Here is a 24708-nt window from a genome sequence, read left to right on the forward strand (position 1 = left end):
AGCCGGCGCAGGACGGCGGCCTCGTCGCCCTGGAAAGGAGACAGCAGCAAATTGTAGTTGCGGCTGGTGATGGCGGTCGAAGCCGGCGCAGGACGGCGGCCTCGTCGCCCTGGAAAGGAGACAGCAGCAAATTGTAGTTGCGGCTGGTGATGGCGGTCGAGATGCCCGCCAGCACATCGACGAAATTGGTCTCGGGCAGTTGCAGGCGCTCGAGCGGAAAGGACAGCCCGATCGTCTCGGCCCGGCCAAGCGCGAGGCTGCGGGCACGCGCATTCGGCCGATAGCCGGCCGCCTCGGCCGCCGAGACGACGCGCAGGCGGGTCGTCTCGGGAATGCCAGGATGGGCCCGCAAGGCGCGGCTCACGGTGGATTGCGACAGACCGAGCTGCAGGGCGAGCGTCTTCAGATCGGCGGCATTTTTGTGCAAGCGCTTGCTTTCATCATGCGGCAAGGCATCAGGTGCTTGCCGAGTACACGCCAGAAATAGCCCATATCAGGGCCGGTTGACAAATCCCCGCATCTCCGTAGCATGCAAGCGCTTGCATAATACACTGGCAAACAGTGATGCTCCCGGGAGGATGCCCCAGATGAATTTCATGAAGGTCGCCCGCCGATCGTTTCTGGCCTCTGCGCTGGCGCTCGGCGTCTTCGCCGCCGGCTCCGGCCGCGCGCAGGCCGTCGAGATCCAGTACTGGCAATACGTCTTCGACACCCGCGTCCAGGCGATGACCGAGCTGATCAAGCAGTTCGAGGCCGAGAACCCCGGCATCACCGTCAAGCAGGTCACCTTCCCCTATGCCGACTACCAGACGCGCCTGATCGCGGCCAAGGCGGCCGGGCGCGGCCCGGAGGTGATGCAGCTCTTCTATGGCTGGCTCGACACCTTCATCGCCGGCAAGCTGGTCCAGCCGCTGCCGCAGACGGCCTTCAAGAATGCCGAGATCGAGCGCGATTTCTTCCCGATCGTCTCAGCGATGAAGCGCGGCGAGCAATATTACGGCCTGCCGACCGCGGTTCGTTCCATGGCCTTGTTCTACAACAAGGACCTGTTCCAGAAGGCCGGGCTCGACCCGGAAAAGCCGCCGCAGACGCTGGAGGAATTCGTTACGGCCGCCAAGGCGATCGCCAAGCGCGACGCGGTCGGGAATTTCCAGCAGGTCGGCATCGCGCTCGACATCGCCCGGCAGGACCATAACTGGTGGCGCGAGATCCTGGTGCGCCAATATGGCGGCGAATCCTATTCCGCCGATGGCGGCAAGGTCGCCTACAACACCGAGGCCGGAGAAAAGGCGCTCGCCTTCTACACCGGCCTGCAGAAGGTGCACCGTGTCGGCCAGGAGAGCTTCATGGATGAGGGCCAGGCGGCCTTCCGTGCGGGCCTCGCCGGCATGGTGGTGGACGGCACCTTCCGCGTCGCCTCCTACAAGACGATCCAAAGCTTCAAATGGGGCGTGGTCGAGCTGCCGACCCACGACGGCAAGAAGGCCAATTTCGGCAGCTATTTCGCCAATGCCATCGGCGCTTCGGCGACGGGCGAGAAGCTCGCGGCGGCCGAGAAGTTCATGGCCTTCATCTCCTCCGAGAAGGCGATGAACATCTGGCTTGAGAAGGTCGGCGAATTGCCGGCCCGGCGCGCCGTCGCGCTGACGGAGGCCAATATCAAGGACCCGATCTACGGCCCCTTCATCCGCGGGCTCGACTATGCGGCGACGCCGCCCATGGTCGACGAGGCGGCCCAGCGCCAGGTCTCGATCGACATGATCAACGCCGTGCTGCTGAAGGACACGCCGATCAAGGACGCGCTGAATGCGGCGGCCACGCGTGAGCAGGCCATCCTCGACAAGTTCAGGGCCAAATAAGAGGCCCGCGCATGTCCGTGACATTATCGCCCCGGAGCGCCGGCGCCAGCGGGGTCTGGGGGCGGCTGTCGATTTCGACGAAGCAGATCGTCTGGGCCTGGACCTTCCTCGCCCTGCCGGTGCTGTTCTTCGCCATCGTCCGCTTCTACCCGACGCTGGAAGGCTTCTACCTGTCGACGACCGACTGGGATTTGCTGAACGAGGCGCGCTTCGTCGGCCTCGACAATTATCGCAAGCTCTTCGCCGATCCGGTGTTCTGGCAGGTTTTCCGCAACACCTTCGCCTATCTCGTCTTCGGCACGCCGATCGCGATCCTGCTCTCCTTCGCCATCGCCTATTATCTCGACCGGGTGACCTTCCTGCACGGGCTGATCCGGGCGCTCTACTTCCTGCCCTATCTCACGACGGCGGCGGCGATGGCCTGGGTCTGGCGCTGGTTCTACCAGCCGCCGCCGATCGGCGTGATCAACAGCATCCTCGGCTCCGTCGGCATCCCCGCCCAGCCCTTCCTGCGCTCGATCGACCAGGCGCTGCCGGCGATCATGCTGACCGCGATCTGGGCGCATCTCGGCTTCCAGATCRTSMTSTTCATGGCGGGCYTGCGYGCCATTCCGWCGAGCTATTACGAGGCGGCGCGSATCGACGGGCTGGGGGAGGGGGCGATCCTGACGCGCATCACCATCCCGCTGCTGAAGCCGACCACCGTCTTCCTGGTCGTGTTCTCGTCGATCGGCTTCCTGCGGATCTTCGACCAAGTCTACAACATGACCAGCAACGACCCCGGCGGGCCGCTCAACTCGACCAAGCCGCTGGTGCTGATGATCTACCAGACGGCCTTTTCCTCCTACCAGATGGGCTATGCCGCGGCCCAGACCGTCGTGCTGTTCGTGATCCTGTTCTCGATCTCGATGGCGCAGCTCTGGATCCTGAGGAGCCGCTGAGATGAGCGAGAGCGCAAAGCCCTCCTACGCCTATGGCAGCACCATCCGCCCCGGCCGGATCGTCGCCTGGACGATCCTTTTCCTCGGCGGCATCGTCATGATGACGCCGCTGCTCTTCATGTTCTCGACATCGCTAAAGACGGCCGGCCATGTCTACGATCTGCGCCTGATCCCCGAGCAGCCGACGCTCGCCAACTACGTCAAGGTTCTGTCCGACGGGCGCTTCGTCCGCTGGTTCCTGAACTCGACGCTGATCGCGACGATCGTCACGCTGTCCTGCTTGTTCTTCGACAGCCTCGTCGCCTACACGCTGGCAAAATTCGACTTTCCCGGCCGCCGCCTGGTTTTCCTGGCGATCCTGTCGACGCTGATGATCCCGACCGAGATGCTGGTCATTCCCTGGTATCTGATGGCGAGCAAGCTCGGCTGGATCGACACCTATTGGGGCATCATGTTCCCGGGGCTGGTCACCGCCTTCGGCGTCTTCCTGATGCGGCAGTTCTTCGAGACGGTGCCGAACGACTTCCTCGAGGCGGCCCGCGTCGACGGCCTCAACGAGTTCGCGATCTGGTGGAAGGTGGCGCTGCCGCTGGTCACGCCGGCGCTCTCGGCGCTGGCGATCTTCACCTTCCTCGGCAACTGGACGGCCTTCTTCTGGCCGCTGATCGTCACCACCGACCCGTCGCTCTACACGCTGCCGGTCGGCCTTTCGAGTTTCGCCGTCGAGCAGTCGATCCAGTGGGAGCTGATCATGACGGGGGCGGCGCTCGCCACCATCCCGACGCTGGCGATCTTCCTGTTCTTCCAACGCTACATCGTACGCGGCGTCATGCTCGCCGGGGTCAAAGGCTAGGCTATGGGTTCCTTACAGACCAACGACCGATCGCGCTTTCCCGATCCGGTCTATCGCGAGACCGTGCTGAGGCCGCTCTTCGACGGCGCTCGCCATCACCATGCCGAGGCGCTGCGCCGGATCGACCGCGCCCATCTCGTCATGCTGGTCGAAACCGGCATCCTCGATGCCGGCCAGGGCGCGGCGATCGCCCGCGCGCTGCTGGCGATGGAGCGCGAGATCGACCCCGCCGCACTCGCCTATGGCGGGGATGTCGAGGACTACTTCTTCTACATGGAGCGTGAGCTCAAGGCGCGCGCCGGGACCGATATCGGCGGGCGGCTGCACACGGCGCGCTCGCGCAACGACATCGACCACACCTTCCTGAAGCTCGACCTGCTGCCGCGCATCGACCGGCTGCTCGCGGCCTGCCGACAATTGCTGGCGGTGCTGATCGATACCGCCACGCGCGACCGCGACGTGCTGATCGTCGCCTATACCCATGGCCAGCCGGCCCAGCCGACGACCTATGGGCATTATCTCGCGGCGATCATCGAGATCCTGATCCGCGACATCGAGCGGATCGAGGCCGCGCGCGGCATCGTCGATCTCTGCCCACTCGGCGCGGCCGCGATCACCACTTCGGGCTTCCCGATCGACCGTCAGCGCGTCGCCGATCTCCTCGGCTTCGCCGCACCGTTGCAGAACTCCTATTCCTGCATCGCCGCGACCGACTACCTGACCTCGATCTACAGCGCGGTTTCGCTGCTGTTTCTGCATCTCGGCCGGCCGGTCCAGGATTTCCAGTTCTGGTCGAGCTTCGAGGTCGGGCAGCTCTATCTGCCGAACGCCTTCGTGCAGATCTCCTCGATCATGCCGCAGAAGCGCAATCCGGTGCCGTTCGAGCATCTGCGCCATCTCTCGGGCCAGGCGGTTGGGCGTGCCCGTGCCGTGGTCGACGTGATGCACAACACCCCCTTCACCGACATGACCGACAGCGAGTCCGAGACCCATGAGATGGGTTATCAGGCGATCGATGTCGGGCTGCGCGTTCTCGACCTGCTGACCGCGACGATCCGCGCCGGGCAGATCGACCCGGACCGGGTCGCGGTCAATCTCAGCCGTTCCTGCGCCACGATCACCGAGCTTGGCGACTGGCTGGTGCGCAGTGAGGGGTTGTCCTTCCGGCTCGGCCATGAGATCGCCGCCGATGTCGCCCGTGCGGTCGTCGCCATGGCGGGAGATTTGCCGACCGACGGCTATCCGGCCTTCACCACGGCTTTCGAGCACCATGTCGGGCGCAAGCCGGCGGCGGATGCGGCCGAATTCGCCCGGATGGTCTCGCCGGAGCATTTCGTCGCGGTTCGCGGCCGTTTCGGCGGCCCGGCGCCGGCAGCGCTCGATGCCGCCTTTGCCGGCTATCGCGAGGCGCTCGATGGATTCGATCGGCACGCGACGGACATCGCCCAACGGCAAAGCGCCGCGGCCGCCGAGCTCGAACGCCGCGTTCACGAGATCGCAAAGGGTGGATGATGGCACGCATCGAGCTGGAGCAGATCGTCAAGCGCTATGGCAGCATCACCACGGTCCACGGCATCGACCTGACGATCGATGATGGCGAATTCGTCGTGCTCGTCGGCCCCTCGGGCTGCGGCAAGTCGACGACGCTGCGCATGATCGCCGGGCTGGAGGCGATCTCGGGCGGGACGCTGCGCATCGGCGGGCAGGTGGTCAATGACCGCGAACCCAAGCACCGCAACATCGCGATGGTCTTCCAGAACTACGCGATCTACCCGCATCTCACCGTGGCGCAGAATATCGGCTTCGGGCTCTACACCTCGAAGCTCTCCAAAGCGGAGAAGCAGGCGCGCATCCGCGAGACCGCGAAAACCCTGAGCCTGGAGCCCTATCTCGAACGCCGCCCTGCCGCGCTCTCCGGCGGGCAGCGGCAGCGCGTGGCGATCGGCCGGGCGATGGTGCGCGATCCCGTCGCCTTCCTGTTCGACGAGCCGCTCTCGAACCTCGACGCCCAGCTGCGCGGCCAGATGCGGCTGGAGATCAAGCAGCTCCACCAGCGGCTCGGCAGCACCATCGTCTTCGTCACGCATGACCAGGTCGAGGCGATGTCGCTCGCCGACCGGATCGTCGTGATGCGCGACGGCCGCATCCTGCAGGTCGGCGCGCCGATGGATCTCTACAACCGGCCGGCGGACATCTTCACCGCGCGCTTCATCGGCACGCCGGAGATGAACATGATCGACGGGATTGTCGCCGACGGCCATGTGGAGCTGGAGGCCAATGCCGCTGCCGTCGATCTTTCCGGCCTCGGCGGCTTGCCGCGCGGTGTCGAGGCCGGCCAGCCCATCGTTCTCGGCGTGAGGCCGCAGGAGCTGCATCTGCTCAGCGGCGGRCGCGGCGATTTCCCCATCCGAATCGAAGGCAGGGTCCGGGTGGCCGAGCCGCACGGCTCCGAAACCTTCGTCCTGCTCGACTTGCCGGCCGGACAGCTGGTCGCCCGCGCGCCCTCGACGGTCTCGTTCAAGCCCGGCGATGCGGTCGCCTTCGGGGCCGAGGCGAACAGCCTGCGGGTCTTCGACAAGCGGACGGAGAAGCTCGTCAACTGAGCCCGCGCAGACGGACGCCAGCGAGGCATCGGCCGTTCCGCCGCCGTTGCCGGCCTCATGGATTTCGCAGGAATCCACCCCATATGGATTCCACGGAGTTCTGAGCGTGAGACTCGCGCGGGTGGCCCTTTTCGCGGCGGCCGTCGCGGCCGCGGCGATCCTCTCCTCCTTCTCTCCCGCGCAAACGGTGGCGGGCAGGGTCGCTTTGAGTGTCGCGATCGACGGCGCCATCGGCCCGGCAAGCTCCCGCCAGCTCAAGCGGGCGCTGAACGTCGCTGCCGAGCGGAAGGTCGCGGTCCTCATCCTGCAGTTGAACACGCCCGGCGGGCTGGTCACCTCGATGCGCGAGATGATCGCCGACATCCTGGCCTCTCCCGTTCCTGTCATCGGCCATGTCGCGCCTGCCGGCGGTCATGCGGCGAGCGCCGGCACCTACATCCTCTACGCCACCCATGTCGCGGCGATGGCACCCGGCACCAATCTCGGGGCCGCCACCCCGGTGCAGATCGGCGGGCTGCCCTCGCTCCCCGGCGGCGAGAAGGATAACGGCCCGGGCGGCATCGGGAAGGACACCGGCGCGCGGGCGCCCGTCGATGCCATGACGATCAAGGTCACCAATGACGCGGTCGCGCTGATCCGCTCGCTTGCCGAATTGCGCGGGCGCAATGGCGACTGGGGCGAAAAGGCCGTGCGCGAGGGGGCGAGTTTCTCGGCCAGCGCAGCGCTCGATCAGCGTGTCATCGACTTCGTCGCCCGCGACACGGCCGAACTCCTGCAACTGGCCGATGGCCGCACCGTCGAGGTGGCCGGCAAGAAGGAGATTCTGGCCACGAAGGGCCTGGCCGTTGAGACGCTGGAGCCCGGCTGGTTCATCCAGCTTCTCGCCGTCATCACCAATCCGAACACCGCCGTCATCCTCATGCTGGTCGGCTTCTATGGCCTCGTCTTCGAGTTTGTCAGCCCCGGCGCGGTGGCGCCCGGTGTCGTCGGAGCCATCTGCCTCGTGCTCGGCCTCTACGCGCTCGATCAGCTGCCGATCAACTATACCGGGCTGGCCCTGATGCTGCTCGGCGTTGCCTTCCTCATCATCGAGACCTTCAATCCGACGGTCGTGCTGGGGCTCGGCGGCGCAGCCGCCTTCCTGCTCGGCTCCACCATGCTGCTTCAGACCGAAGGGCCGGGCTTCGGCGTGTCCTGGGCCGTCATCGGCCCCGCCGCTGCGCTCAGCCTGGCACTCGCCCTGCTTGCCGGCACCTATCTCTGGGCGGCGCGTCGCAATCCGCCGCGCATTGGCGGCGAGGCCATGCGTGGCCTTGCCGTAGACGTCCTCGACTGGAATGGCGGCGAGGGTCATGTGCTGGCGCTCGGCGAACGCTGGCGGGCGAAGGCCGACGAGGCCATCGCACCGGGGGGCAGCGCGGAGGTCACCGCCGTCAGCGGCCTCGTGCTGACGGTGCGGCGGCGCGATGCGGCAAATGACGGAGCAAAGCGATGATCGTCAGTTATGTGGCCTATCTGATCATAGCGCTGCTGGCAGCGCTGTTCCTGTCGGCTGCGATCCGCATCCTGAGGGAATATGAGCGCGGCGTGGTCTTCACGCTCGGCCGCTTCACCGGGGTCAAGGGGCCGGGCCTCATCATCCTCGTCCCGTTCGTCCAGCAGATGGTGCGCGTGGACCTGCGCGTCGTGGTGCAGGACGTGCCGCCGCAGGATGTCATCTCGCGCGACAACGTCTCGGTGAAGGTCAATGCAGTGCTCTATTTCCGCATCGTCGATGCCGAGCGCGCGATCATCCAGGTCGAGGATTTCATGACGGCCACCAACCAGCTGGCGCAGACGACTTTGCGTTCGGTGCTCGGCAAGCATGAGCTCGACGAGATGCTGGCTGAGCGCGACAGGCTCAACAGCGACATCCAGGAGATTCTCGACCAGCGCACCGATGCCTGGGGCATCAAGGTCTCCAATGTCGAGATCAAGCATGTCGATCTCAACGAGAGCATGGTCCGCGCCATCGCCAAGCAGGCCGAGGCGGAGCGGCTGCGGCGGGCCAAGGTGATCAACGCCGATGGCGAGCAGCAGGCGGCGGCCATCTTGTCGCCCTTGCGCAGGTTGCAGGGCGAGCAGGCCGCGACGACGTTCTCCCAGGTGGTGAGCCCGCCCTTCGAGCGCGGCACGACATGGTCGAAGGTCAGCTCGTCGCGCGTGCCGCAATATTGGCAGGCGAAGCGGTCACGCAGGAAGACGTTGAAGCGGGTGAAGGCCGGTGTCCGCGATGGCTTGATATAGCTCTTCAGCGAGACGACCGAGGGCAGCCGCATGTCGAAGCTCGGACTGCGGACCACCGTATCGTATTCCGAGACGATGTTGACGCGGTCCATGAAGACCGCCTTGATCGCGTCCTGCCAGCTCCAGAGAGATAGCGGATAGTAGCTCAGTGGCCGAAAATCGGCATTGAGGACGAGAGCCGGACAGCCGTCCGGCGACGCCATCGGATGCATCACATGCGCCGTCAAACCCGTCGCACCTCCGCTTCGTCAGCGGGACGAATCCCGCCTGACGATCAATGTAAGCGCGAGACGACAGGAATGTGAAGGAACTTGTTGCGGGTGCGACATGCCTGCGCGTGACCGAGAGGCATTTCCCCTCGCCATGGCGGGCAGGGAAACCCGCCATCTTCGCGGCGCAGGAGGTGCCGCAAGGCTCGCTCAGCGGGTCGGGACGGGTTTCTCGCCGCGATAATCGTAGAATCCGCGCTTGGTCTTGCGGCCGAGCCAGCCGGCCTCGACATATTTCACCAGCAGCGGGCAGGGGCGATATTTCGAGTCGGCGAGACCGTCATGCAGCACCTGCATCACCGACAGACAGGTGTCGAGGCCGATAAAGTCGGCGAGCTGGAGCGGACCCATYGGATGGTTGGCGCCGAGCCGCATGGCGACGTCGATCGCCTCGACCGAGCCGACGCCCTCATAGAGCGTGTAGACGGCTTCGTTGATCATCGGCAGCAGGATACGGTTGACGATGAAGGCCGGAAAATCCTCCGACACCGAAGCCGTCTTGTGCAGCTTGCCGACGAAGTCCTTGGCGAGCTCGAAAGTGCCGTCATCGGTGGCGATGCCGCGAATCAGCTCGACGAGCTGCATCAGCGGCACCGGGTTCATGAAATGAATGCCGATGAAGTGCTCGGGCCGGTCGGTCGCGGCCGCGAGCCGGGTGATCGAGATCGAGGAGGTGTTGGAGGCCAGGATCGCCTTCGGCCGCAAATGCGGRCAGACGGCGGTGAAGATCTTGCGCTTGACCTCCTCGTTCTCGGTCGCGGCCTCGATGACGAGGTCGCACTCGCCGAGATTCTCCAGCCCCGGGGCCGCCTCGATCCGGCCGATGGCCGCGCGGCGCTCGTCCTCGGCAAGCGCGCCTTTCATCACCTGACGCGCCATGTTGCCGTCGATCGTCGCCAGCGCCGCATTGATGCGCTCCTCGGCGAGGTCGTGCAGCTTCACGTCGAACCCGGCCACCGCCGCCACATGGGCGATGCCGTTGCCCATCTGGCCCGCCCCGATGATGCCGATCTTCCTGATCGCCTGGTCCGACATGATCCGATCCCGATATCTTTCCCGCTCCCCGCGGGAGCGAACGGGCCGCCCATGGGGGCGGCCCGGCACGTTCAGTCCAAGTCTTACTTGCCGGCCTTGCCGAGCTCGGCGTCGAGCTCCGGCAGGACGGTGAAGAGGTCGCCGACGAGGCCGTAATCGGCGATCTGGAAGATCGGGGCCTCCTCGTCCTTGTTGATGGCGACGATGACCTTGCTATCCTTCATGCCGGCGAGATGCTGGATCGCGCCGGAAATGCCGACCGCGATGTAGAGCTCGGGTGCGACCACCTTGCCGGTCTGGCCGACCTGCCAGTCGTTGGGGGCGTAGCCGGCATCSACCGCGGCGCGCGAGGCGCCCATSGCGGCKCCGAGCTTGTCGGCGACGGGYTCGATCACCTTGSYGAAATTCTCGGCCGAAGCCAGCGCGCGTCCGCCCGAGATGATGATCTTGGCCGAGGCCAGCTCCGGACGGTCGGACTTGGCGACCTCCTCGCCCTTGAAGGACGAGTTGCCGGGGTTCTCGGCGGCYGAGACGCTCTCGACGGTAGCCGAGCCGCCTTCTCCGGCCGCCTGGAAGGAGGCGGTGCGAATCGTCAGCAGCTTCTTCGCGTCGGCGGATTGCACCGTCTGGATGGCGTTGCCGGCATAGACCGGGCGCTCGAAGGTGTCGGGCGAGACGACCTTGGTGACGTCCGAGACCTGCATCACATCGAGCAGGGCGGCGACGCGCGGCAGYACGTTCTTGCCGGTGGTCGTGGAGGGGGCGACGATGGCGTCGTAGGCGCCTGCCAGCTTGACGATCAGCGCGGCCAGCGGCTCGGCCAGCGCGTGGCCGTAGGCCGCGTCGTCGGCGAGCAGCACCTTCTCGACGCCCGCGAGCTTCGCAGCCGCCTCGGCCGCGGCCTTGGCGCCCTCACCGGCGACGAGGATATGGACGGGTGCGCCGAGCTGGGCGGCGGCGCTCAGCGCCTTGGCGGTGGCGTCCTTGACGGAAACGTTGTCGTGTTCGGCGATCAGCAGCGTGGTCATCAGATCACCCCGGCGGTCTTGAGCTTGGAGACGAGTTCGGCGGCATTGGCCACCTTGATGCCGGCGGAGCGGCCGGCCGGCTCCTCCGTCTTCAGCACCTTCAGGCGCGGCGAAACATCGACGCCGAGCGTCTCGGCCGAGGTCTCGTCGAGCGGCTTCTTCTTCGCCTTCATGATGTTGGGCAGCGAGGCGTAGCGCGGCTCGTTCAGGCGCAGATCCGTGGTGACGATCGCCGGCAGCTTGAGCTGGACCGTCTGCAGGCCGCCATCGACCTCGCGGGTGACGTCGACCGAGCCRTCGCCGAYCACSACCTTSGAGGCGAAGGTGCCCTGCGGCCAGCCGAGCAGSGCGGCSAGCATCTGGCCGGTCTGGTTGSCGTCGTCGTCGATCGCCTGCTTGCCGAGRATGACGAGGCCGGGGGCCTCCTGCTCGACCACCTTCTTCAGGAGCTTGGCCACCGCCAGCGGCTCGACCAGCCCATCGACCTTCACGAGGATGCCGCGGTCGGCGCCCATGGCCAGGCCCGTGCGGATCGTCTCGGCGGCTTGAGCCGGGCCGATCGAAACCACGATCACCTCGGTCGCCTTGCCGGCTTCCTTCAGGCGCAGCGCCTCTTCGACGGCGATCTCGTCGAACGGGTTCATCGACATCTTGACGTTCGCAAGCTCGACGCCAGACCCATCCGCCTTCACGCGGATCTTCACGTTGTAATCAACAACCCGCTTGACGGGCACCARGATCTTCATCGTCAGATCACCGTTCAGAAGAAATGCGCCTTGCGCCGCGCCGCCGGAGAGAGCGGGATGGCGGCATCGCGGCCTTCGGCTGGAATGCGGTCGGACCGTAGCGATGGGCATTTGCGCTTGTCAACGCCGTCAGCCGGCGCAATCCGGGCGGAATCGAAGCCGGGACGGGCAGTGTCATGGCTGCGCGGCCCGACGCCCGAACAGGGTGACGCCGCGGCGGATGAACAGGGGCGTCAGCGCCGCTCCGGTGGCGAGCCCGCCGAGATGGGCCCACCAGCCGATATTGCCTTGCGGATCGAACCAGGCCGAGGCGGCTTGGAAGACGATCCAGCCACCGAGCGTATAGACGGCCGGGACGTGGACCGGGATCCATTTGAAGGCGAGACCCCAGATCCGAACGCGCGGGTAGAGCATCAGATAGGCGGCGATGACGCCCGAGATCGCGCCGGATGCCCCGACCAGCGGCTGCTCCGAATCCGGATAGACCAGCGCGTGCGCGAGCGAGCCGCCGAGCCCGCAGAGGAAGAAGAAGGCGAGGAAGCGGGCATGGCCCATCGCGTCCTCGACATTGTCGCCGAAGACCCAGAGGAACAGCATGTTGCCGATGAGATGTGCGAAGCTGGCATGGAGCAGGATGTTGCTGAAGGGGGTCAGCCAGGCTGGCGCGTGAACCAGCCCTTCCGGCAGTACGGCCGTGCCGAACAGCACCGAGGGAATCATCCCGAAGCCGGCCATCATGGCGATGTCGCTCTCCTGATGCGGCCAGTACCGGAGCGCGATCTGGATCACCGTGCAGGCCGCGACCAGCCCGTAGGTGATGAAGGCTGAGCGGGTGAAGCGCAGCGGCACGCCATCATAGATCGGGACGAACATGGCTGGCTCAGCGATTCTGTCCGGGAACCCAGAGAACGTCGCCACCGGCCTTCGCATTGAGGAAGCGGGATGCAACGAACAGGAAATCCGAGAGCCGGTTGATGTATTTGAGGGCCGGGCCCGAGACCGCCTCGCCTTCGGTGGCGGCGAGCTCCGCCATCAGGCGTTCGGCCCGGCGGCTGACGGTGCGGGCGAGATGCAGATGCGTTGCCGCAGGCGTGCCGCCCGGCAGCACGAAGGAACGCAGCGGCGCCAACGTCCCGTTAAGCCGGTCGATCTCGTTTTCGAGCCGGTCGACCTGGGACTGCACGATGCGCAGCGGCTCGAAGGCGAGGGGCTTGTCCGTCTCCGGCGTCGAGAGATCCGCGCCGAGATCGAAGAGGTCGTTGCTGATGCGGCCGAGCATCGCGTCGACCTCGGCATCCTCGGCTGCGGCATGAAGCCGCGCCAGGCCGATGCAGGCATTGGTCTCGTCGACGGTGCCGTAGGCCGCGACCCGCAGGTCGAATTTCGGGCGGCGCGGGCCGGATGTCAGGCCGGTGGTGCCGTCGTCGCCGGTGCGGGTGTAGATGCGGTTGAGCTTGACCATGCACCGCTTATAGCGCGGCGCGGGTGCGACGGAAGCAGGCTCTTCGCCGCCCCGTCCTCATCCTGATGTCAGAAGGTGTAGCCGAGCTTGGCGCCGATATTGGCCGGGCCGCGCGGCGACGCCGTGCCGGGCTGGCCAGAGCAGCCCGCCGTGCTGAAATGCTCGAGCGTCGTGACGAGGTTCCAGCGATCGGACAGGCGGAAGCCGAGCGCCGCCGCCTCGCGCGTGCCGGCGTTGCAGCCGAGGCTCAGGCGATTTTCCGGGATGATCGCTCCGGTCTTGCCGTCATGGACCGCCGCCGCGAGGCTCGCTTCGACGAAGATGTCCTTGCTGATGTCAAAGGTCCAGGCCGCGCCGGCATAGGCGTAGCGGGTGCCGTTGAGGTTCACGCTGGAGCCGATGTTGAAGCGCGGGATGAAGGCGGCGGCGATGCGGTCGCTGAGCGGGACGAGGCGCGGCGACAGGACCTCGCCGGCGATATTGGCCAATCCGCCCTCGCGGCCGCCCGGATTCGCGAGGCCTCCGCCGATGCGCGCCTCCCAGGCGGGAGCGGGCGGTTCCGCGGCGGGCGCGTAGCTCGACACGGCCGGCGACAGTGATCTCGATTGTGCCCAGCCCGGCGAGCTGAGCAGGCAACCGGCAACAAGAAGCAACGCGACGCGAACCATGATCACCGGCGGAGAAGGGAAACTGGCGTTAGTGAAGCGCACACACTCGTGTTCGGATTGTGGCAAAGCCCTTCCTGAAGGCCTCGATCCACAGCGCCTTCGATTCGGAAAGTCAAATTGATTCAAATGTTTGCAACATCGTGGCCAATCACGGCCCGCTGCGCCACCAGAGCACGAAGACGACGATGACGATGGCAAGGAACTGAAGCTGGACGCGCAGTTGCATCAGCTTCTGCGAGGTGTTGGCGCTGCCGCCGCGCATCATGTTGATCAGGCCGAGCAGCAGCACCACCGCAACGGCACCGACGGCGATGGGGACGAGCGAATTCGAGAGCGTCATGACTGAGGCTTAATCCGCCGACCGGCACTTTGCCAGCATCGAGATGGCTGCCGCGGTGGTTGCAAGATGTCGCAGCTCAGCTCAAGGCCACGCTCGGCGCCAGGGCACGCGTCCGCACCGGCGAGGAGAGGTTCTCGGCGAGCGCGCGACAGATCGCGGGCAGGCCGTCTAGCAGATCGGGCACGAAGGCCTGTGACGGCGGCARCCGCTTCGGCAGGGCGTGGAGCGCTGCCGCCATGACCATGGGGTCGCGTACACCGTCGCCGTCCTGGGCGGGGTCGGCCAGGACGTCGATCAGCCCCAGCTCCTCGGCGCGATGGGCGCGGATCGCCTGTTCCAGCCGCGGCCGGACTCGCGGCACGACGAGCGCCGGCTTGTCGAAGGACAGGATCTCGCAAAAGGTGTTGTAGCCGCCCATGGCGACGACGCAGTGGGCGCGGTTCATCAGCAGTTCGAGGCGCGGCTCGAAGCCGAGCCCTTCGAGCTTGGGATTGCGCGCGATGCGCTCGGCGAAATCCTTGCGCTTCTCGCGGGACATGAACGGACCGAAGACGATCAGCGCGGGCAGCGCGATCGTCGGGTCCGCCTCATAGGCCGAGATCACCCAGTCGATGACACCGGCACCGTCGCCGCCGCCGCCGGGCGTGACGAGGATGAAGGGCTGCTTGGTGATGCGCGGATAGCGGTTGGGCGGCATGGGCGAGGGCACCGCGCGCTTGAGATAGCCGAGATAGCGGGTCTTGGCCGAGAAGCGCTGTTGATCCGGCAGGCCGGCGAGCGGCTCGTAGACGCTCTCCAGCCCATAGACGAAGACGTCGTCATAGATGGTGTCGAGCGCTTCCAGCGCACCGCTGTGGCGCCATTCCTCGAGCAGCTTGCCTGGCTCGTCGAGCACGTCGCGCAGGCCGAGCACGATGCGGGCGCCGCGCCGGCGCAGGATGTCGAGCGCGGGCTTGAGCTCGCCGCGCAGGCCGACGGGCTCCTTGTCGACGATCACGACGTCCGGATCGAAGGAGAGCACCGTCTGCTTGATGATGTCGGTGCGCAGGCGGATCGTGTCGTCGAGCTCGAGATTGAGGTGATGCGGGCCGTAATGGCCGTCGCTCTGCTTCTCGACGCCGGGGATGCGGACATAGTCGACGCCGTCACCGAACTGGAAGCTCGAGATCACCGAGGAACCCGAGACGATGATGACCGAGATGTGCGGAAAGCTCGCGACCAGCGCGTTGGCGATGGCGCGGCAACGCCGGATATGGCCCAGCCCGAAGGTGTCGTGGCTGTAGATCAGCACACGCGGGGCGTGGGAACTGCGCGGGCTCCGTTCGGGGCCCACCAGATCAATGACATTGGACGACATGGGAACGCCGGCCTCCACAACGGGTCAGACGACTTCCTGGCGGGGCCGAGCACACCAGACAGCCATGCTGCAGCATGGTTGTACCCACCTATAGCGTGGCGCCGAGGGCGATCCAAGCCTGCCTGACCGAGGGAGATGCCGCTTTTTTCATGCCGTGCCGCCCCGGCCTATCAGGCTGCGCGGATCGGCGAGCGCGACGGCAGAGTGGCTGTCCGCCAGCGCAAGCAGGTCGCTGAGAAAAGCCCAGGCGGTTTCGTCGTGATCGCGATGGTGCAGGAGGAGGCCGAGCGTGTCGGGCCCTTGCGGCCGCCCGCGCCATTCCATCAGCAGATCCACGATTTCGGCGATCAATCCGGCGGGATTCCGGCCGATGCGCCCGCCATGCCAGTCCATCACGTCGATATGGGTGTTGAGGAGTTGAGGTCCGCCATCGGGGCCGTTGCGATGATCGCGGAAGCAGGACAGCGCCGTGAAGCCGAGCGCCGGCAGGCGGGCGGCATGGCCTGGGTCGATGCGGTTCCAGGGTGGCACGAAGACCGGCAGGATGGCCTCGCCCAGCACGTCGCGCAGACGCAACGAGGCTTTCACGATCTCGGTATCGACAGCCTCTGGCGCGCGATCCGGCCCGAATTCGGATTTCTTCCCCCCGGCGGGGGCATGGTTGCGAYGCCAGCAGCCGTGCTGGCAGGGCAGGAGCGCCGGGCTGTCGCGCAGGCTCCCGGCAAGGGCGGTTTCCGCCAGCATGGGGATGACGGCAAGCAGGACCGGCACATGGAAGCGCTCGGCACAGGTTGCGAGCCGGTCGAGCGCGGCGCTGGGGCCGATGGCGTCGTCATCGCGCAGCCAGAGCCGGAGTTGCCGGCCGGCGGCGTGCCAATGGCCGAGTTCCTCGATGAGGGGAGACCAGAGGGCGGCGCTCATGGAGCCTCCCTTCCGGTCGCGGCGCGGCGCTTCAGGCTGCGGTTGCGGCAGGCGATGGCGAGGCCCGCCGCCAGCCTTTCGGCGGCCCGCTCCGTGGTGCGCTCGGTCAGCACGAAGCGACGCGCCTGCGCCCCCATGGCAGCGCGCACGGCGCCGTCGCGCAGCAGGGCCGAGAGCGTGGTCGCGAAAGCGGCCTCGTCGCCTTCCGGCACCAGCAGGGCGGTTTTCCCGGCCTCGACGGTGGTCGAGACGCCGCCGCTGTCGAAGGCGACGACGGGCAGTCCTGTCGCCTGCGCTTCGAGATAGACCAGCCCGTAAGCCTCGCGCATGCCCGGCCAGACGAAGACGTCATGAGCCGCGAGCTCGGCCAGCGCCCGTTCGCGGTCCAGCAAGCCGAGCCAGGCGATGCGCCCGGCGGGCAAGCCGGCGAAAGCCCGTTCGATCTCGCCGCGCTTGCGCCCGTCGCCGATGACGCTGAGGCTCCAGTCCTCGTCGCGGATGCGTTCGAGAATGCGGGCCAGCGCGAGATAGCTGTTCAGCTTGGTGCCCTCGCGCATCATCGCGATGGTCACGAGGCGCGGCGCGCCGCTGCGGGCGATGTGCCGGGGCGGCTCGCGGTCGAAGGCGACGAAGGGCGGCAGCGGCAGGAGCGCGGTCCCTTTCTGGCGCCAGGGCTCGAGCCCTTGCCGGTCGCGGTCGGTGAAGAAGAAATGCGTGTCGGCGGCCTCGAGTCCATGGCGCACGAGCGCCGTGTGGCGTGCCCATTCGCCCTGGGCGCGCTGCGCGGCGTCGCTTGCTTCGGCCGTGACATAGGGGATGCCGAGCGCGGCCGCGATCTCCGGGCCGAGCAGGTCCGGGGCGCGATAGTAGTTGTGGTAGGTGAACCAGAGATCGGGGGGCTCGGCCGCCTTGTCCTGCCAGGAGGTGAGCAGGCGCTCGCGCAATCCGGCGGCGTCGGCTTCGAGCTGGGCGAGGGCGGTCGCGTCTGAATCGGCCAGATAGCCCCGTCCCGCCTTCACCGGCTCGACGACATGGCCGAGCGAGCGCAGGGCCGCGACGAGCTGGCGCGCCATGCGGCGGTCGCCGGAGACGCCGTCATCGTCGTACAGGTTGAGCGGAGTGTGGAAAGCGATGCGCAAAGTCGGTTCGCAGGCGGCGTGGCGATGTCTCAGCGATAAGGATCGGCCGCGTCGCGCAGGCCGTCGCCGAGGAAGTTGAAGGCAAGGATGATCACGATCACCGGGATGACCGGATAGAGCAGCCAGGGATAGAGCGCCACCACATTGATGTTCTGGGCCTCGTTCAGCATCACGCCCCAGCTCGTGATCGGGGGCCGCAAGCCCAGGCCGAGGAAGGAGAGCGCCGTTTCGCCGAGGATGGTGCGGGGGATGGTGATCGTCGCCGAGGCGATGAGATGGCTCATGAAGCCCGGCACCAGATGCAGCGCGATGATGCGCCGCGGCCGCGCGCCCATGAGCTGGGCGGCAACGACATAATCCTCCTCGCGCAGAGAGAGCAGCTTGGAGCGCACCGAGCGGGCGAGCCCCGTCCAGTCCATCAGGCCGAGGATCACGGTGATGCCGAAATAGACCACCACCGGGCTCCAGGACGGCGGCATGATCGAGGCCAGCGCCAGCCAGAGCGGGATATGCGGCAGCGACTGCACGATCTCGATGATGCGCTGGACAACGAGGTCGACCCGGCCGCCATAGTAGCCGGCGATGCCGCCGATGATGACGCCGAGCACGAAGGAGATGCTGACGCCGATCAGGCCGATCGAGAGCGAGATGCGTCCGCCATAGAGGATGCGGGAGAGCATGTCGCGGCCGAGCCGGTCGGAGCCGAGCCAGAAGAAGGTGCCGCCCTCCGGCGGGCAGACGAGGTGCAGATTGCCCGGCACGAGCCCCCAGAAGCTGTAGCCGTCGCCACGGCAGAAGAAGCGCAGCTTCTCCGGCCGTTCGCGATCCTCCGCATATTCGCGCTTCAGGTTCTCCATGTTGAGATGGAGCTTGAAGGGATAGACGAAGGGGCCGACGAACGCGCCCTCGTGGAAGAGGCGGACCTGCTGGCCGGGCGCGCGGATGAAATCCGTGTTGCGCGTGCTGTAGTGATAGGGCGCAAGGAACTCGGCGAAGGCCGCCATCGCATAGATCACGAAGATGAGGACGGCCGAGATCACCGCGAGCCTGTGCTTGCGGAACTTCCACCACATCAACTGCCATTGCGAGGCGAGATAGACCCGCTCCTGCTCGGCGGTCATCTCCTCGGTGGCATAGGGCTCGAACGGGGCCGTCGAGACCGCATGCGGCAGCGGCGCGCCCTCGGGCGGCAGATCCTTGAGCGAGTTCGCGGTCACTTCGTTGCAGCCCCCTGCAAGCGAATGCGCGGATCGAGGATGGCCAGCGCGATGTCCGAGATCAGCACGCCAATCACGGTGAGGAAGGAGAGGAACATCAGGAAGGAGCCGGCGAGATACATGTCCTGGCTCTGCAGGGCGCGGATCAACAGCGGGCCCGTCGTCTGCAGCGACAGCACGATCGCCACGACCTCCGCGCCCGAGACGATCGAGGGYAGGATGTCGCCGATATCGGAGATGAAGAAATTGAGCGACATGCGCAACGGGTATTTGCGCAGCGCCTTGCCCGGCGGCAGGCCCTTGGCGCGGGCGGTGGTGTAGTACTGCTTCTGCAATTCGTCGAGCAGGTTGGCGCGCAGCGCCCGGATCATGCCCGCGGTGCCGCCGGCACCGATGATGATGACCGGGATCCAGAGATGCTCCAGCACCGATCTGAGCTTCGCCCAGCTCATCGGCTGGTTGAGATATTGCGGATCGACGAGGCCGCCGATCGAGAGGCCGAACCAGAGATTGGCGAAGTACATGAAGACGAGCGCCAGCAGGAAGTGCGGCACGGCAAGCCCGATCAGGCCGAGGAAGGTCAGGCCGTAATCGCCCCAGCTATATTGATGCGTCGCGGAATAGATCCCGATCGGGAAGGCCACGATCCAGGTGAACAGGATCGTGGCGAAGGAGACGATCATCGTCAGCAGGAGCCGGTCGCCGACGATCTCCCGCACCGGGCGCTGGTATTCGAAGGAATAGCCCATATCGCCGTGGAGCAGGCCYGCGACCCACCAGGCATAGCGCTCCACCGGGGGCCTGTCGAAGCCGTACTCCTTCTTCAGGAACTCGATGCGGCTCATATCGGCCTTCTCGCCCTGCGCCTGCATCTCGGCGGCGAGGGTCTCGAAATAATCGCCTTCGGGCAGGTTGATCACGGTGAAGATCAGCGCGCTGGTGACCAGCAGCGTCGGGATCATGATCAGGATGCGCTTGAAGATGTAGCGAAAGAGCACCGCTCAGCCCTCGCCGTCTTTCTTTCTACGAAACCAGAAGGTGTCTGGCATGTAGCGGCCGAGGAAGGCCCCGGGCTCGAAGCTGTAAAGCCCATGATCGGGAACGTTGTTGAGGTCGCGCGACACCACGATGGGCTGCAGCGTGCTGTTGATGACGCCGATGGTGAAGAGCTGCTCGGCGTTGATCCGCAGCATCTTCTGCCAGATTTCGCGGCGCTGCGCCGTCGTCACGCTCATCCGCCATTCGTTGTAGAGCCTGACGAGCTCGTTCGCCTCGGGGAGCGACGGGCGCTCGCCTTCGCGGCCATTGGTCTCGATGAACTGGCCCCAGCGCGGCCACTGGAACTGGGCGGTGGAGGTCGGGGCGAGCGCGTCCGGCTCCATCTCCGGCGTGACCAGCGCGTTGTCCATGCCGGCCCAGGCCGACATGATCGTCTGCCCGGCGACGATGCGACGCCGGAAGACGTCACGCTGGCTCGAGCGCGGATAGATCTTGATGCCGACATCGAGAAAGTTCTGCTTCAGCAGGTCGAGGATGTCGGTCTCCTCGGTGTTCTCGCCTGCGGTCTCGATGGTGAATTCGAGCCGTCTTCCATCGGGCAGGAGGCGCACGCCGTCATCGTCCCGCTTGGTCAGGCCGATCTCGTCGAGGAGCTGGTTGGCGAGGCCGGGATCGTGCTGGATCCAGAGCGAGGCGAGGGCCGGGTCGTAGAGCGGGCTTTCCGGCAGGGCCGTGTTGCCGCTTTCGCGGGCGAGGCCGAAGAATATCACCTTGTTGACGTCGGTCCGGCTGATCGCGACCGAGATCGCCCGCCGGTAGCGGACGTCGCGGTTGAGGTCGCGCCAGACGGGGTCGATGGCGTTGAGATTGGGCAGCAGCGCGAAATAGGCGCCCTCTGCCCGCTTCCAGAGCTTGACCTCGAAATTCATCCGCTTCGAGGCTTCCTTGAGGAAGGTGTAGTTGTCGAAGCGGATGTAGCGCACCTGCAGGTCGGCCTCGCCGGCCGCGGCCTTGGCTGGGATGAGCGCGCTCGTCCCGATCGTCATCGTCACCTCGTCGGCATAGGGCAGTTGCCGGCCATTCTCGTCGATGCGGTGGAAATAGGCGTTGCGCTCGAAAACGAACTGCTCGGCGGGCAGGGGCGTGGTGTTGCGCCAGGGCTCGAGGGTCGGAAGCTTGGGGTTCTCGGGCCGGTACATGCGGGAGTTGCGCTCGTGCAGGGCGCCCCAGTCGCGAACCCGGTTCTCCTTGATCTTCGCGGCGAGCTCCTGCTTCAGCGCGTGGCGCTCGTGGAATTGCCGCAGATATTGCGAGGGCATGAAGATATAGGTCGGCTGGGCGGCGGCCAGAGCCGGCAGGAAGATCGGGTTGGGCGCCTTCCAGCTATAGCGGACCTCGGTCTCGCTCACGATCTCGAAGACCGGCGGTTCGCCCGCCGAGAACAGCGCCTGAGGCGGCCCGCCCGGCGACAGGCGCTTGTTGTTGGCGACATCCTCCCACCAGTAGCGGAAATCCTCGCTCGTCAGCGGCGATCCGTCCGACCAGCAATGCCCGGGCCGGAGGCGCAGCGTGAAGATGCGCCCTTCATCGACGTTGAAGCTCTCCAGCACGTCGGGGACGAGCTCGAGCTTGTCGTCGTAGACGACCAGGCGCGTATAGCCATAGAGCGTCATCATGCGCAGGTCGCGCTGGTCGCCCATCAGCAGGCGGATATTGCCACGGTGCCGGCCGGCCTTGCGCCCAAGGCTCGCCATGTCGATGACGCGCGGAACGTCCGGAATCCGGTCGCCGACCGGGGGCAGCGCGCCGGCCGCCACGCGGTCGGCGAAGAACGGGCTGTCGATCGCGGCAGGGGTCTGGGCGGCGGGAGCCTGGGCAGAGGAAGGCTGGACGGGAGGCTGCTCGGGCGCGGCGTGCAAGGCGCGCGGCAGGCCGAGGCCGGCGGCGGTGGCCGTTCCCAGAAGCAGCGCCGAGCGGCGCGTCGGAGAGAGGCGGCGCTTCGTCACGACACCAGCTCCTTCACATCGGCATTCGGCCGCGCCAGCACATAATGGCCGTCGCCGAGGGCAAGATGCGTGAGCTCGCGGTCGTCCGCCCCGTGCTTGAAGGCGCTGCCCCAGCCGCTGTCGTCCGAGGCACCGCCGGGCGCGGCCAGCTTGAAGTCGAGCTTGCGGTCGAGATCGGCGAAGGGCACCGAGCGCAGCAGTGCCTTGGTGTAGGGATGGACGGGCCGGGTGAACAGCGTGTGGCGCGGCGCGAGCTCGACGATGCGGCCATTGGCCATCACCGCGATGCGGTCGGCCATGTAGTTCACGACCGCGAGGTTGTGCGAGATGAACAGGAAGGTCAGGCCGCGCTCGGCCTGCAGGTCCTTCAGCAGGTTGAGGATCTGCGCCTGCACGGAGACGTCGAGCGCCGAGACCGGCTCGTCGCAGATGATGAGGTCGGGATCGAGCGCGAGCGCGCGGGCGATGCCGATGCGCTGGCGCTGGCCGCCCGAGAAGGAATGCGGATAGCGGTTGAGGAAACGGGTATCGAGGCCGACATCCTGCATCAGCGCCTTGACCCGCTCGGCCTGTCCGGGCGCCTCGCCGCGCTCGTGGATGACCAGTGGCTCGCGCAGGATGCTCTTCACGGTCATGCGCGGCGAGAGCGACGAGACCGGGTCCTGGAAGATCATCTGGACGCGCGGGCGGAAGGCGCGCAGCGCCTCGCCCTCGAGCGCCAGCACGTCGGTCCGCCGCTGGCCGTCATCGAAGATCACCTCGCCGGAATCGGCGGTGACGGCGCGCATGACGATCTTGCTGACGGTGGTCTTGCCGCAGCCGCTCTCGCCGACGAGGCCGAGGCATTCGCCACGGCGGATATCGAAGCCGACATCGTTGACCGCCTTGACGACGGAAAGGCTGCCCTTGCCGAAGAAGCCGCGCGAGCCGGTGACATAGGTCTTGTGCAGGTTGCGCACGCGCAGGAGCGGAGCCGCATCGGCGGCCGGCGCGGGCGCTGGCTTCGCCGCGGCGGGCGGGCGGGCCCGTGCCTCGCGCAGGGCTACGAGCCGCTCGCCCTCCTGCATGTCGAAATGCGGCGAGGCTTTCAGCAGCGCCTTCAGATAGGGGTGGCGCGGGCGCCTGAAGATGTCCTCGACCTGGCCGCGCTCCATGATCTCGCCGTGGAAGATGACGACGACCTCGTCGGCCATGTTGGCGACGACGCCGAGATCGTGGGTGATCAGCAGGATCGCCATGCCCATCTCGGCCTGGAGATCGCGCATCAGGTCGAGGACCTGCGCCTGGATGGTGACGTCGAGGGCGGTGGTCGGCTCGTCGGCGATGAGCAGCGCCGGCTGGCAGATCAGCGCCATCGCCAGCATGGCACGCTGGCGCAGGCCGCCGGACAATTCGAAGGGGTAGAGCCCGGAGGCGCGATGCGGGTTCTTGAAGCCGACGCGCTTGAGCATCGCCTCGATCAGCTCGCGCGCCTGCGCCTTCGGCATCGGGCGGTGCAGGAGCAGGGCTTCCTCGATCTGGTTGCCGATGGTGTGGACCGGCGAGAGCGAGGACATCGGCTCCTGAAAGATCATGCCGATGCGGCCGCCGCGCAGCGCGCGGATGCCCGGGCCTTCCCGCGGCAGGGCGGCGATGTCGATCACGGCGTCGGGCGCGAGCGGGTCGCGGAACAGGATCTCGCCGCCGGTGACGGAGCCCGCGCGCGGCAGCAGCCCCATGATCGCCTGCGAGATCACCGATTTGCCCGAGCCGGATTCGCCGACCAGTGCGACCGTCTTGCCGGCGGGAACACGCAGGCCGACGCCCTTCACCACGTCGCGGGCGAGGCCGTGGACCGTGAAACCGATACGCAGATCGCTAACGCGAAGAATGTCCATGAACCGAACTTGTACTTCCCCTCGGGAGGTCCTTACCCTCACCTGACGTCACTAGACGTCGAAAGTTCCGTCTTGCCAATGGCTTTCGGCAAGCCGGATCACTCGGACGGACATTGGCCGGCGCGGATGACATCGCTGCAACGCGGGCCGCGGCGGAAATCGTCGTAGCTGATGCTCCAGGGCTGTACGTTCGGGGCGCGATAGGGACCGAATTTGAAATATTGATTACGGTCGAGGCCCGGTGCCGCGTGCCCGATGTGACCTTTGACCGTGACGATCGGGATGCCGTCGGCCAGAATCTCGATATGGCCGTCGCCGGACGGGCCGGGCTGTGAGCGGACCACGAAATCGATCCAGCCTTTCTGGGCCGCAGGCAGGTCGGCATGGCGCGTCACCCGGATTCCGGGGGCGCAGRCGCCGAAATAGGAGGGGTATTCCTCCGGCACCGAGCCGCTCTCGATGGCGACCAACGCCCGTGTCTGGTGGACCTGCGGTCGGCTGAGCACGCGCGCCTCTCCGGGCAGGCAGCCTTGCGGGCGCTGCGGGCCGCCGATCGGATAGGATTCGACCAGGTCGGTCTCGACGGTGAAGCCGAGACGGCCCCGGTAGAGCCGCAGAGCCAGGAAGGGCGAGAAGTCGCCCTGCGCGTCGCGCAGGATCTCGCGCTTCCACTGCGCCATCACATATCTGCGATCATCCTGCGGCAGCGGATCGTTCAGCCGCATGGCGAAGCCGTACCAGACGGTCCGCGAGTAGGAGGCGAGAACCTCCGGGCGCTCCCAGACTTCGGCGCGCTCGCTGCAGGCCCTGGCGCGCGGATCGCAGGACGGCATTGCCGTCAGGGTCAGCTCGCCCCGCCCGCGCAAGGGCGAGCGCGTGCCGAAAACAACCTGCCCGCCACGCTGTTCGGGGTTGTCCTTGTAGAAAAGGCCGCCTTCGGGCGCGAAACCGCGCTGCTCGAAGCCATCGGTCAGGACGAGGTCGGCCGGATCGGTCGGGGGTGTCGTCGCAGCGGGCTGCGCCGCCGAGAGCAGGAGCAGCGACAGCAACGCCGCGCGCCCGAGCCGATGCCTGACGGCAAGATCGCCCATATATCCCCCCG

At 66.7% G+C, this 24708-nt stretch carries 22 protein-coding genes and 2 pseudogenes; 7 read left to right on the forward strand and 17 right to left on the reverse strand.

Annotated elements, in window-relative coordinates:
- Nucleotides 1-427 (reverse strand): LacI family DNA-binding transcriptional regulator (locus tag AB4Y99_RS05380; RefSeq protein WP_441522627.1); only part of this gene is annotated, 427 nt, incomplete at its 3' end.
- Between the two features lie 160 nt (nucleotides 428-587).
- Between AB4Y99_RS05380 and AB4Y99_RS05385 the strand changes: the two genes are divergently transcribed.
- From AB4Y99_RS05385 to AB4Y99_RS05415, 7 genes and pseudogenes are all read left to right on the forward strand, one after another.
- On the forward strand, nucleotides 588-1859 hold the full coding sequence (locus tag AB4Y99_RS05385; RefSeq protein ID WP_441522628.1) for an extracellular solute-binding protein: 1272 nt from the start codon (nucleotides 588-590) through the stop codon (nucleotides 1857-1859).
- 11 nt (nucleotides 1860-1870) lie between these two features.
- Nucleotides 1871-2800 carry a carbohydrate ABC transporter permease gene (locus AB4Y99_RS05390; protein ID WP_441522629.1) on the forward strand — a complete coding sequence of 310 codons (930 nt, stop codon included), beginning with the start codon at nucleotides 1871-1873 and terminating at the stop codon, nucleotides 2798-2800.
- 1 nt (nucleotide 2801) lies between these two features.
- Nucleotides 2802-3653 (forward strand): carbohydrate ABC transporter permease, encoded by an 852-nt coding sequence (locus AB4Y99_RS05395; protein WP_038363673.1) that lies wholly within the window; start codon nucleotides 2802-2804, stop codon nucleotides 3651-3653.
- 3 nt (nucleotides 3654-3656) lie between these two features.
- Entirely contained in the window at nucleotides 3657-5165 is a 1509-nt protein-coding gene (locus tag AB4Y99_RS05400) for an argininosuccinate lyase (RefSeq protein ID WP_441522630.1), read from the forward strand.
- Complete coding sequence (locus AB4Y99_RS05405) at nucleotides 5165-6256, forward strand: ABC transporter ATP-binding protein (protein ID WP_441522646.1); 1092 nt, start codon at nucleotides 5165-5167, stop codon at nucleotides 6254-6256. The genes AB4Y99_RS05400 and AB4Y99_RS05405 overlap by 1 nt, the downstream gene beginning before the upstream one ends.
- Nucleotides 6257-6362: 106 nt before the next feature.
- Nucleotides 6363-7751, forward strand: coding sequence for an NfeD family protein (locus tag AB4Y99_RS05410; RefSeq protein ID WP_441522631.1), 1389 nt, complete (start codon nucleotides 6363-6365; stop codon nucleotides 7749-7751).
- Nucleotides 7748-8380: pseudogene (locus tag AB4Y99_RS05415) on the forward strand (slipin family protein); the annotation flags it as partial. The gene AB4Y99_RS05410 and the pseudogene AB4Y99_RS05415, both read left to right, overlap by 4 nt.
- Here AB4Y99_RS05415 and AB4Y99_RS05420 read toward each other — a convergent pair.
- The 16 genes and pseudogenes from AB4Y99_RS05420 to AB4Y99_RS05495 form a co-directional block, all read right to left on the reverse strand.
- Nucleotides 8338-8754 (reverse strand): annotated as a pseudogene (locus AB4Y99_RS05420) (HNH endonuclease); the annotation flags it as partial. The pseudogenes AB4Y99_RS05415 and AB4Y99_RS05420 overlap by 43 nt on opposite strands.
- Before the next feature lie 207 nt (nucleotides 8755-8961).
- Nucleotides 8962-9846, reverse strand: a complete 885-nt coding sequence (locus tag AB4Y99_RS05425; RefSeq protein ID WP_038363715.1) for a 3-hydroxybutyryl-CoA dehydrogenase — start codon at nucleotides 9844-9846, stop codon at nucleotides 8962-8964.
- A gap of 83 nt (nucleotides 9847-9929) precedes the next feature.
- Entirely contained in the window at nucleotides 9930-10874 is a 945-nt protein-coding gene (locus AB4Y99_RS05430) for an electron transfer flavoprotein subunit alpha/FixB family protein (protein ID WP_441522632.1), read from the reverse strand.
- Entirely contained in the window at nucleotides 10874-11620 is a 747-nt protein-coding gene (locus tag AB4Y99_RS05435) for an electron transfer flavoprotein subunit beta/FixA family protein (RefSeq protein ID WP_441522633.1), read from the reverse strand. The genes AB4Y99_RS05430 and AB4Y99_RS05435 overlap by 1 nt, the downstream gene beginning before the upstream one ends.
- Nucleotides 11621-11794: 174 nt before the next feature.
- Nucleotides 11795-12493, reverse strand: coding sequence for a rhomboid family intramembrane serine protease (locus AB4Y99_RS05440; RefSeq protein WP_038363723.1), 699 nt, complete (start codon nucleotides 12491-12493; stop codon nucleotides 11795-11797).
- Nucleotides 12494-12500: 7 nt separating this feature from the next.
- A complete protein-coding gene (locus tag AB4Y99_RS05445; protein WP_441522634.1) occupies nucleotides 12501-13082 on the reverse strand; it encodes a cob(I)yrinic acid a,c-diamide adenosyltransferase in 582 nt (193 codons plus the stop codon).
- 68 nt (nucleotides 13083-13150) lie between these two features.
- A complete protein-coding gene (locus tag AB4Y99_RS05450; RefSeq protein ID WP_051988118.1) occupies nucleotides 13151-13666 on the reverse strand; it encodes an acyloxyacyl hydrolase in 516 nt (171 codons plus the stop codon).
- A 232-nt stretch (nucleotides 13667-13898) separates the two neighbouring features.
- Complete coding sequence (locus tag AB4Y99_RS05455; protein WP_038363727.1) at nucleotides 13899-14090, reverse strand: twin transmembrane helix small protein; 192 nt, start codon at nucleotides 14088-14090, stop codon at nucleotides 13899-13901.
- A 76-nt stretch (nucleotides 14091-14166) separates the two neighbouring features.
- Nucleotides 14167-15447 carry a glycosyltransferase family protein gene (locus AB4Y99_RS05460; protein WP_051988119.1) on the reverse strand — a complete coding sequence of 427 codons (1281 nt, stop codon included), beginning with the start codon at nucleotides 15445-15447 and terminating at the stop codon, nucleotides 14167-14169.
- A gap of 147 nt (nucleotides 15448-15594) precedes the next feature.
- Complete coding sequence (locus AB4Y99_RS05465) at nucleotides 15595-16368, reverse strand: polysaccharide deacetylase family protein (protein WP_441522635.1); 774 nt, start codon at nucleotides 16366-16368, stop codon at nucleotides 15595-15597.
- The gene (locus AB4Y99_RS05470; RefSeq protein WP_441522636.1) at nucleotides 16365-17507 is read right to left on the reverse strand and encodes a glycosyltransferase family 4 protein; all 1143 of its coding nucleotides are present in this window, start codon (nucleotides 17505-17507) and stop codon (nucleotides 16365-16367) included. Before AB4Y99_RS05470 ends, AB4Y99_RS05465 begins: the two co-directional genes overlap by 4 nt.
- A gap of 29 nt (nucleotides 17508-17536) precedes the next feature.
- Nucleotides 17537-18724, reverse strand: coding sequence for an ABC transporter permease (locus tag AB4Y99_RS05475; protein ID WP_441522637.1), 1188 nt, complete (start codon nucleotides 18722-18724; stop codon nucleotides 17537-17539).
- Nucleotides 18721-19686 (reverse strand): ABC transporter permease, encoded by a 966-nt coding sequence (locus AB4Y99_RS05480; protein WP_038364407.1) that lies wholly within the window; start codon nucleotides 19684-19686, stop codon nucleotides 18721-18723. Before AB4Y99_RS05480 ends, AB4Y99_RS05475 begins: the two co-directional genes overlap by 4 nt.
- Before the next feature lie 39 nt (nucleotides 19687-19725).
- Nucleotides 19726-21642, reverse strand: a complete 1917-nt coding sequence (locus AB4Y99_RS05485) for an ABC transporter substrate-binding protein (RefSeq protein WP_441522647.1) — start codon at nucleotides 21640-21642, stop codon at nucleotides 19726-19728.
- Nucleotides 21643-21725: 83 nt separating this feature from the next.
- Nucleotides 21726-23606 (reverse strand): ABC transporter ATP-binding protein, encoded by a 1881-nt coding sequence (locus AB4Y99_RS05490; protein WP_441522638.1) that lies wholly within the window; start codon nucleotides 23604-23606, stop codon nucleotides 21726-21728.
- Nucleotides 23607-23704: 98 nt separating this feature from the next.
- On the reverse strand, nucleotides 23705-24697 hold the full coding sequence (locus tag AB4Y99_RS05495; protein ID WP_441522639.1) for a heparin lyase I family protein: 993 nt from the start codon (nucleotides 24695-24697) through the stop codon (nucleotides 23705-23707).
- Between the last annotated feature and the right edge of the window lie 11 nt (nucleotides 24698-24708).

This window comes from Allobosea sp. TAB14 (assembly GCF_052113865.1).
Lineage (GTDB): Bacteria > Pseudomonadota > Alphaproteobacteria > Rhizobiales > Beijerinckiaceae > Allobosea > Allobosea spartocytisi.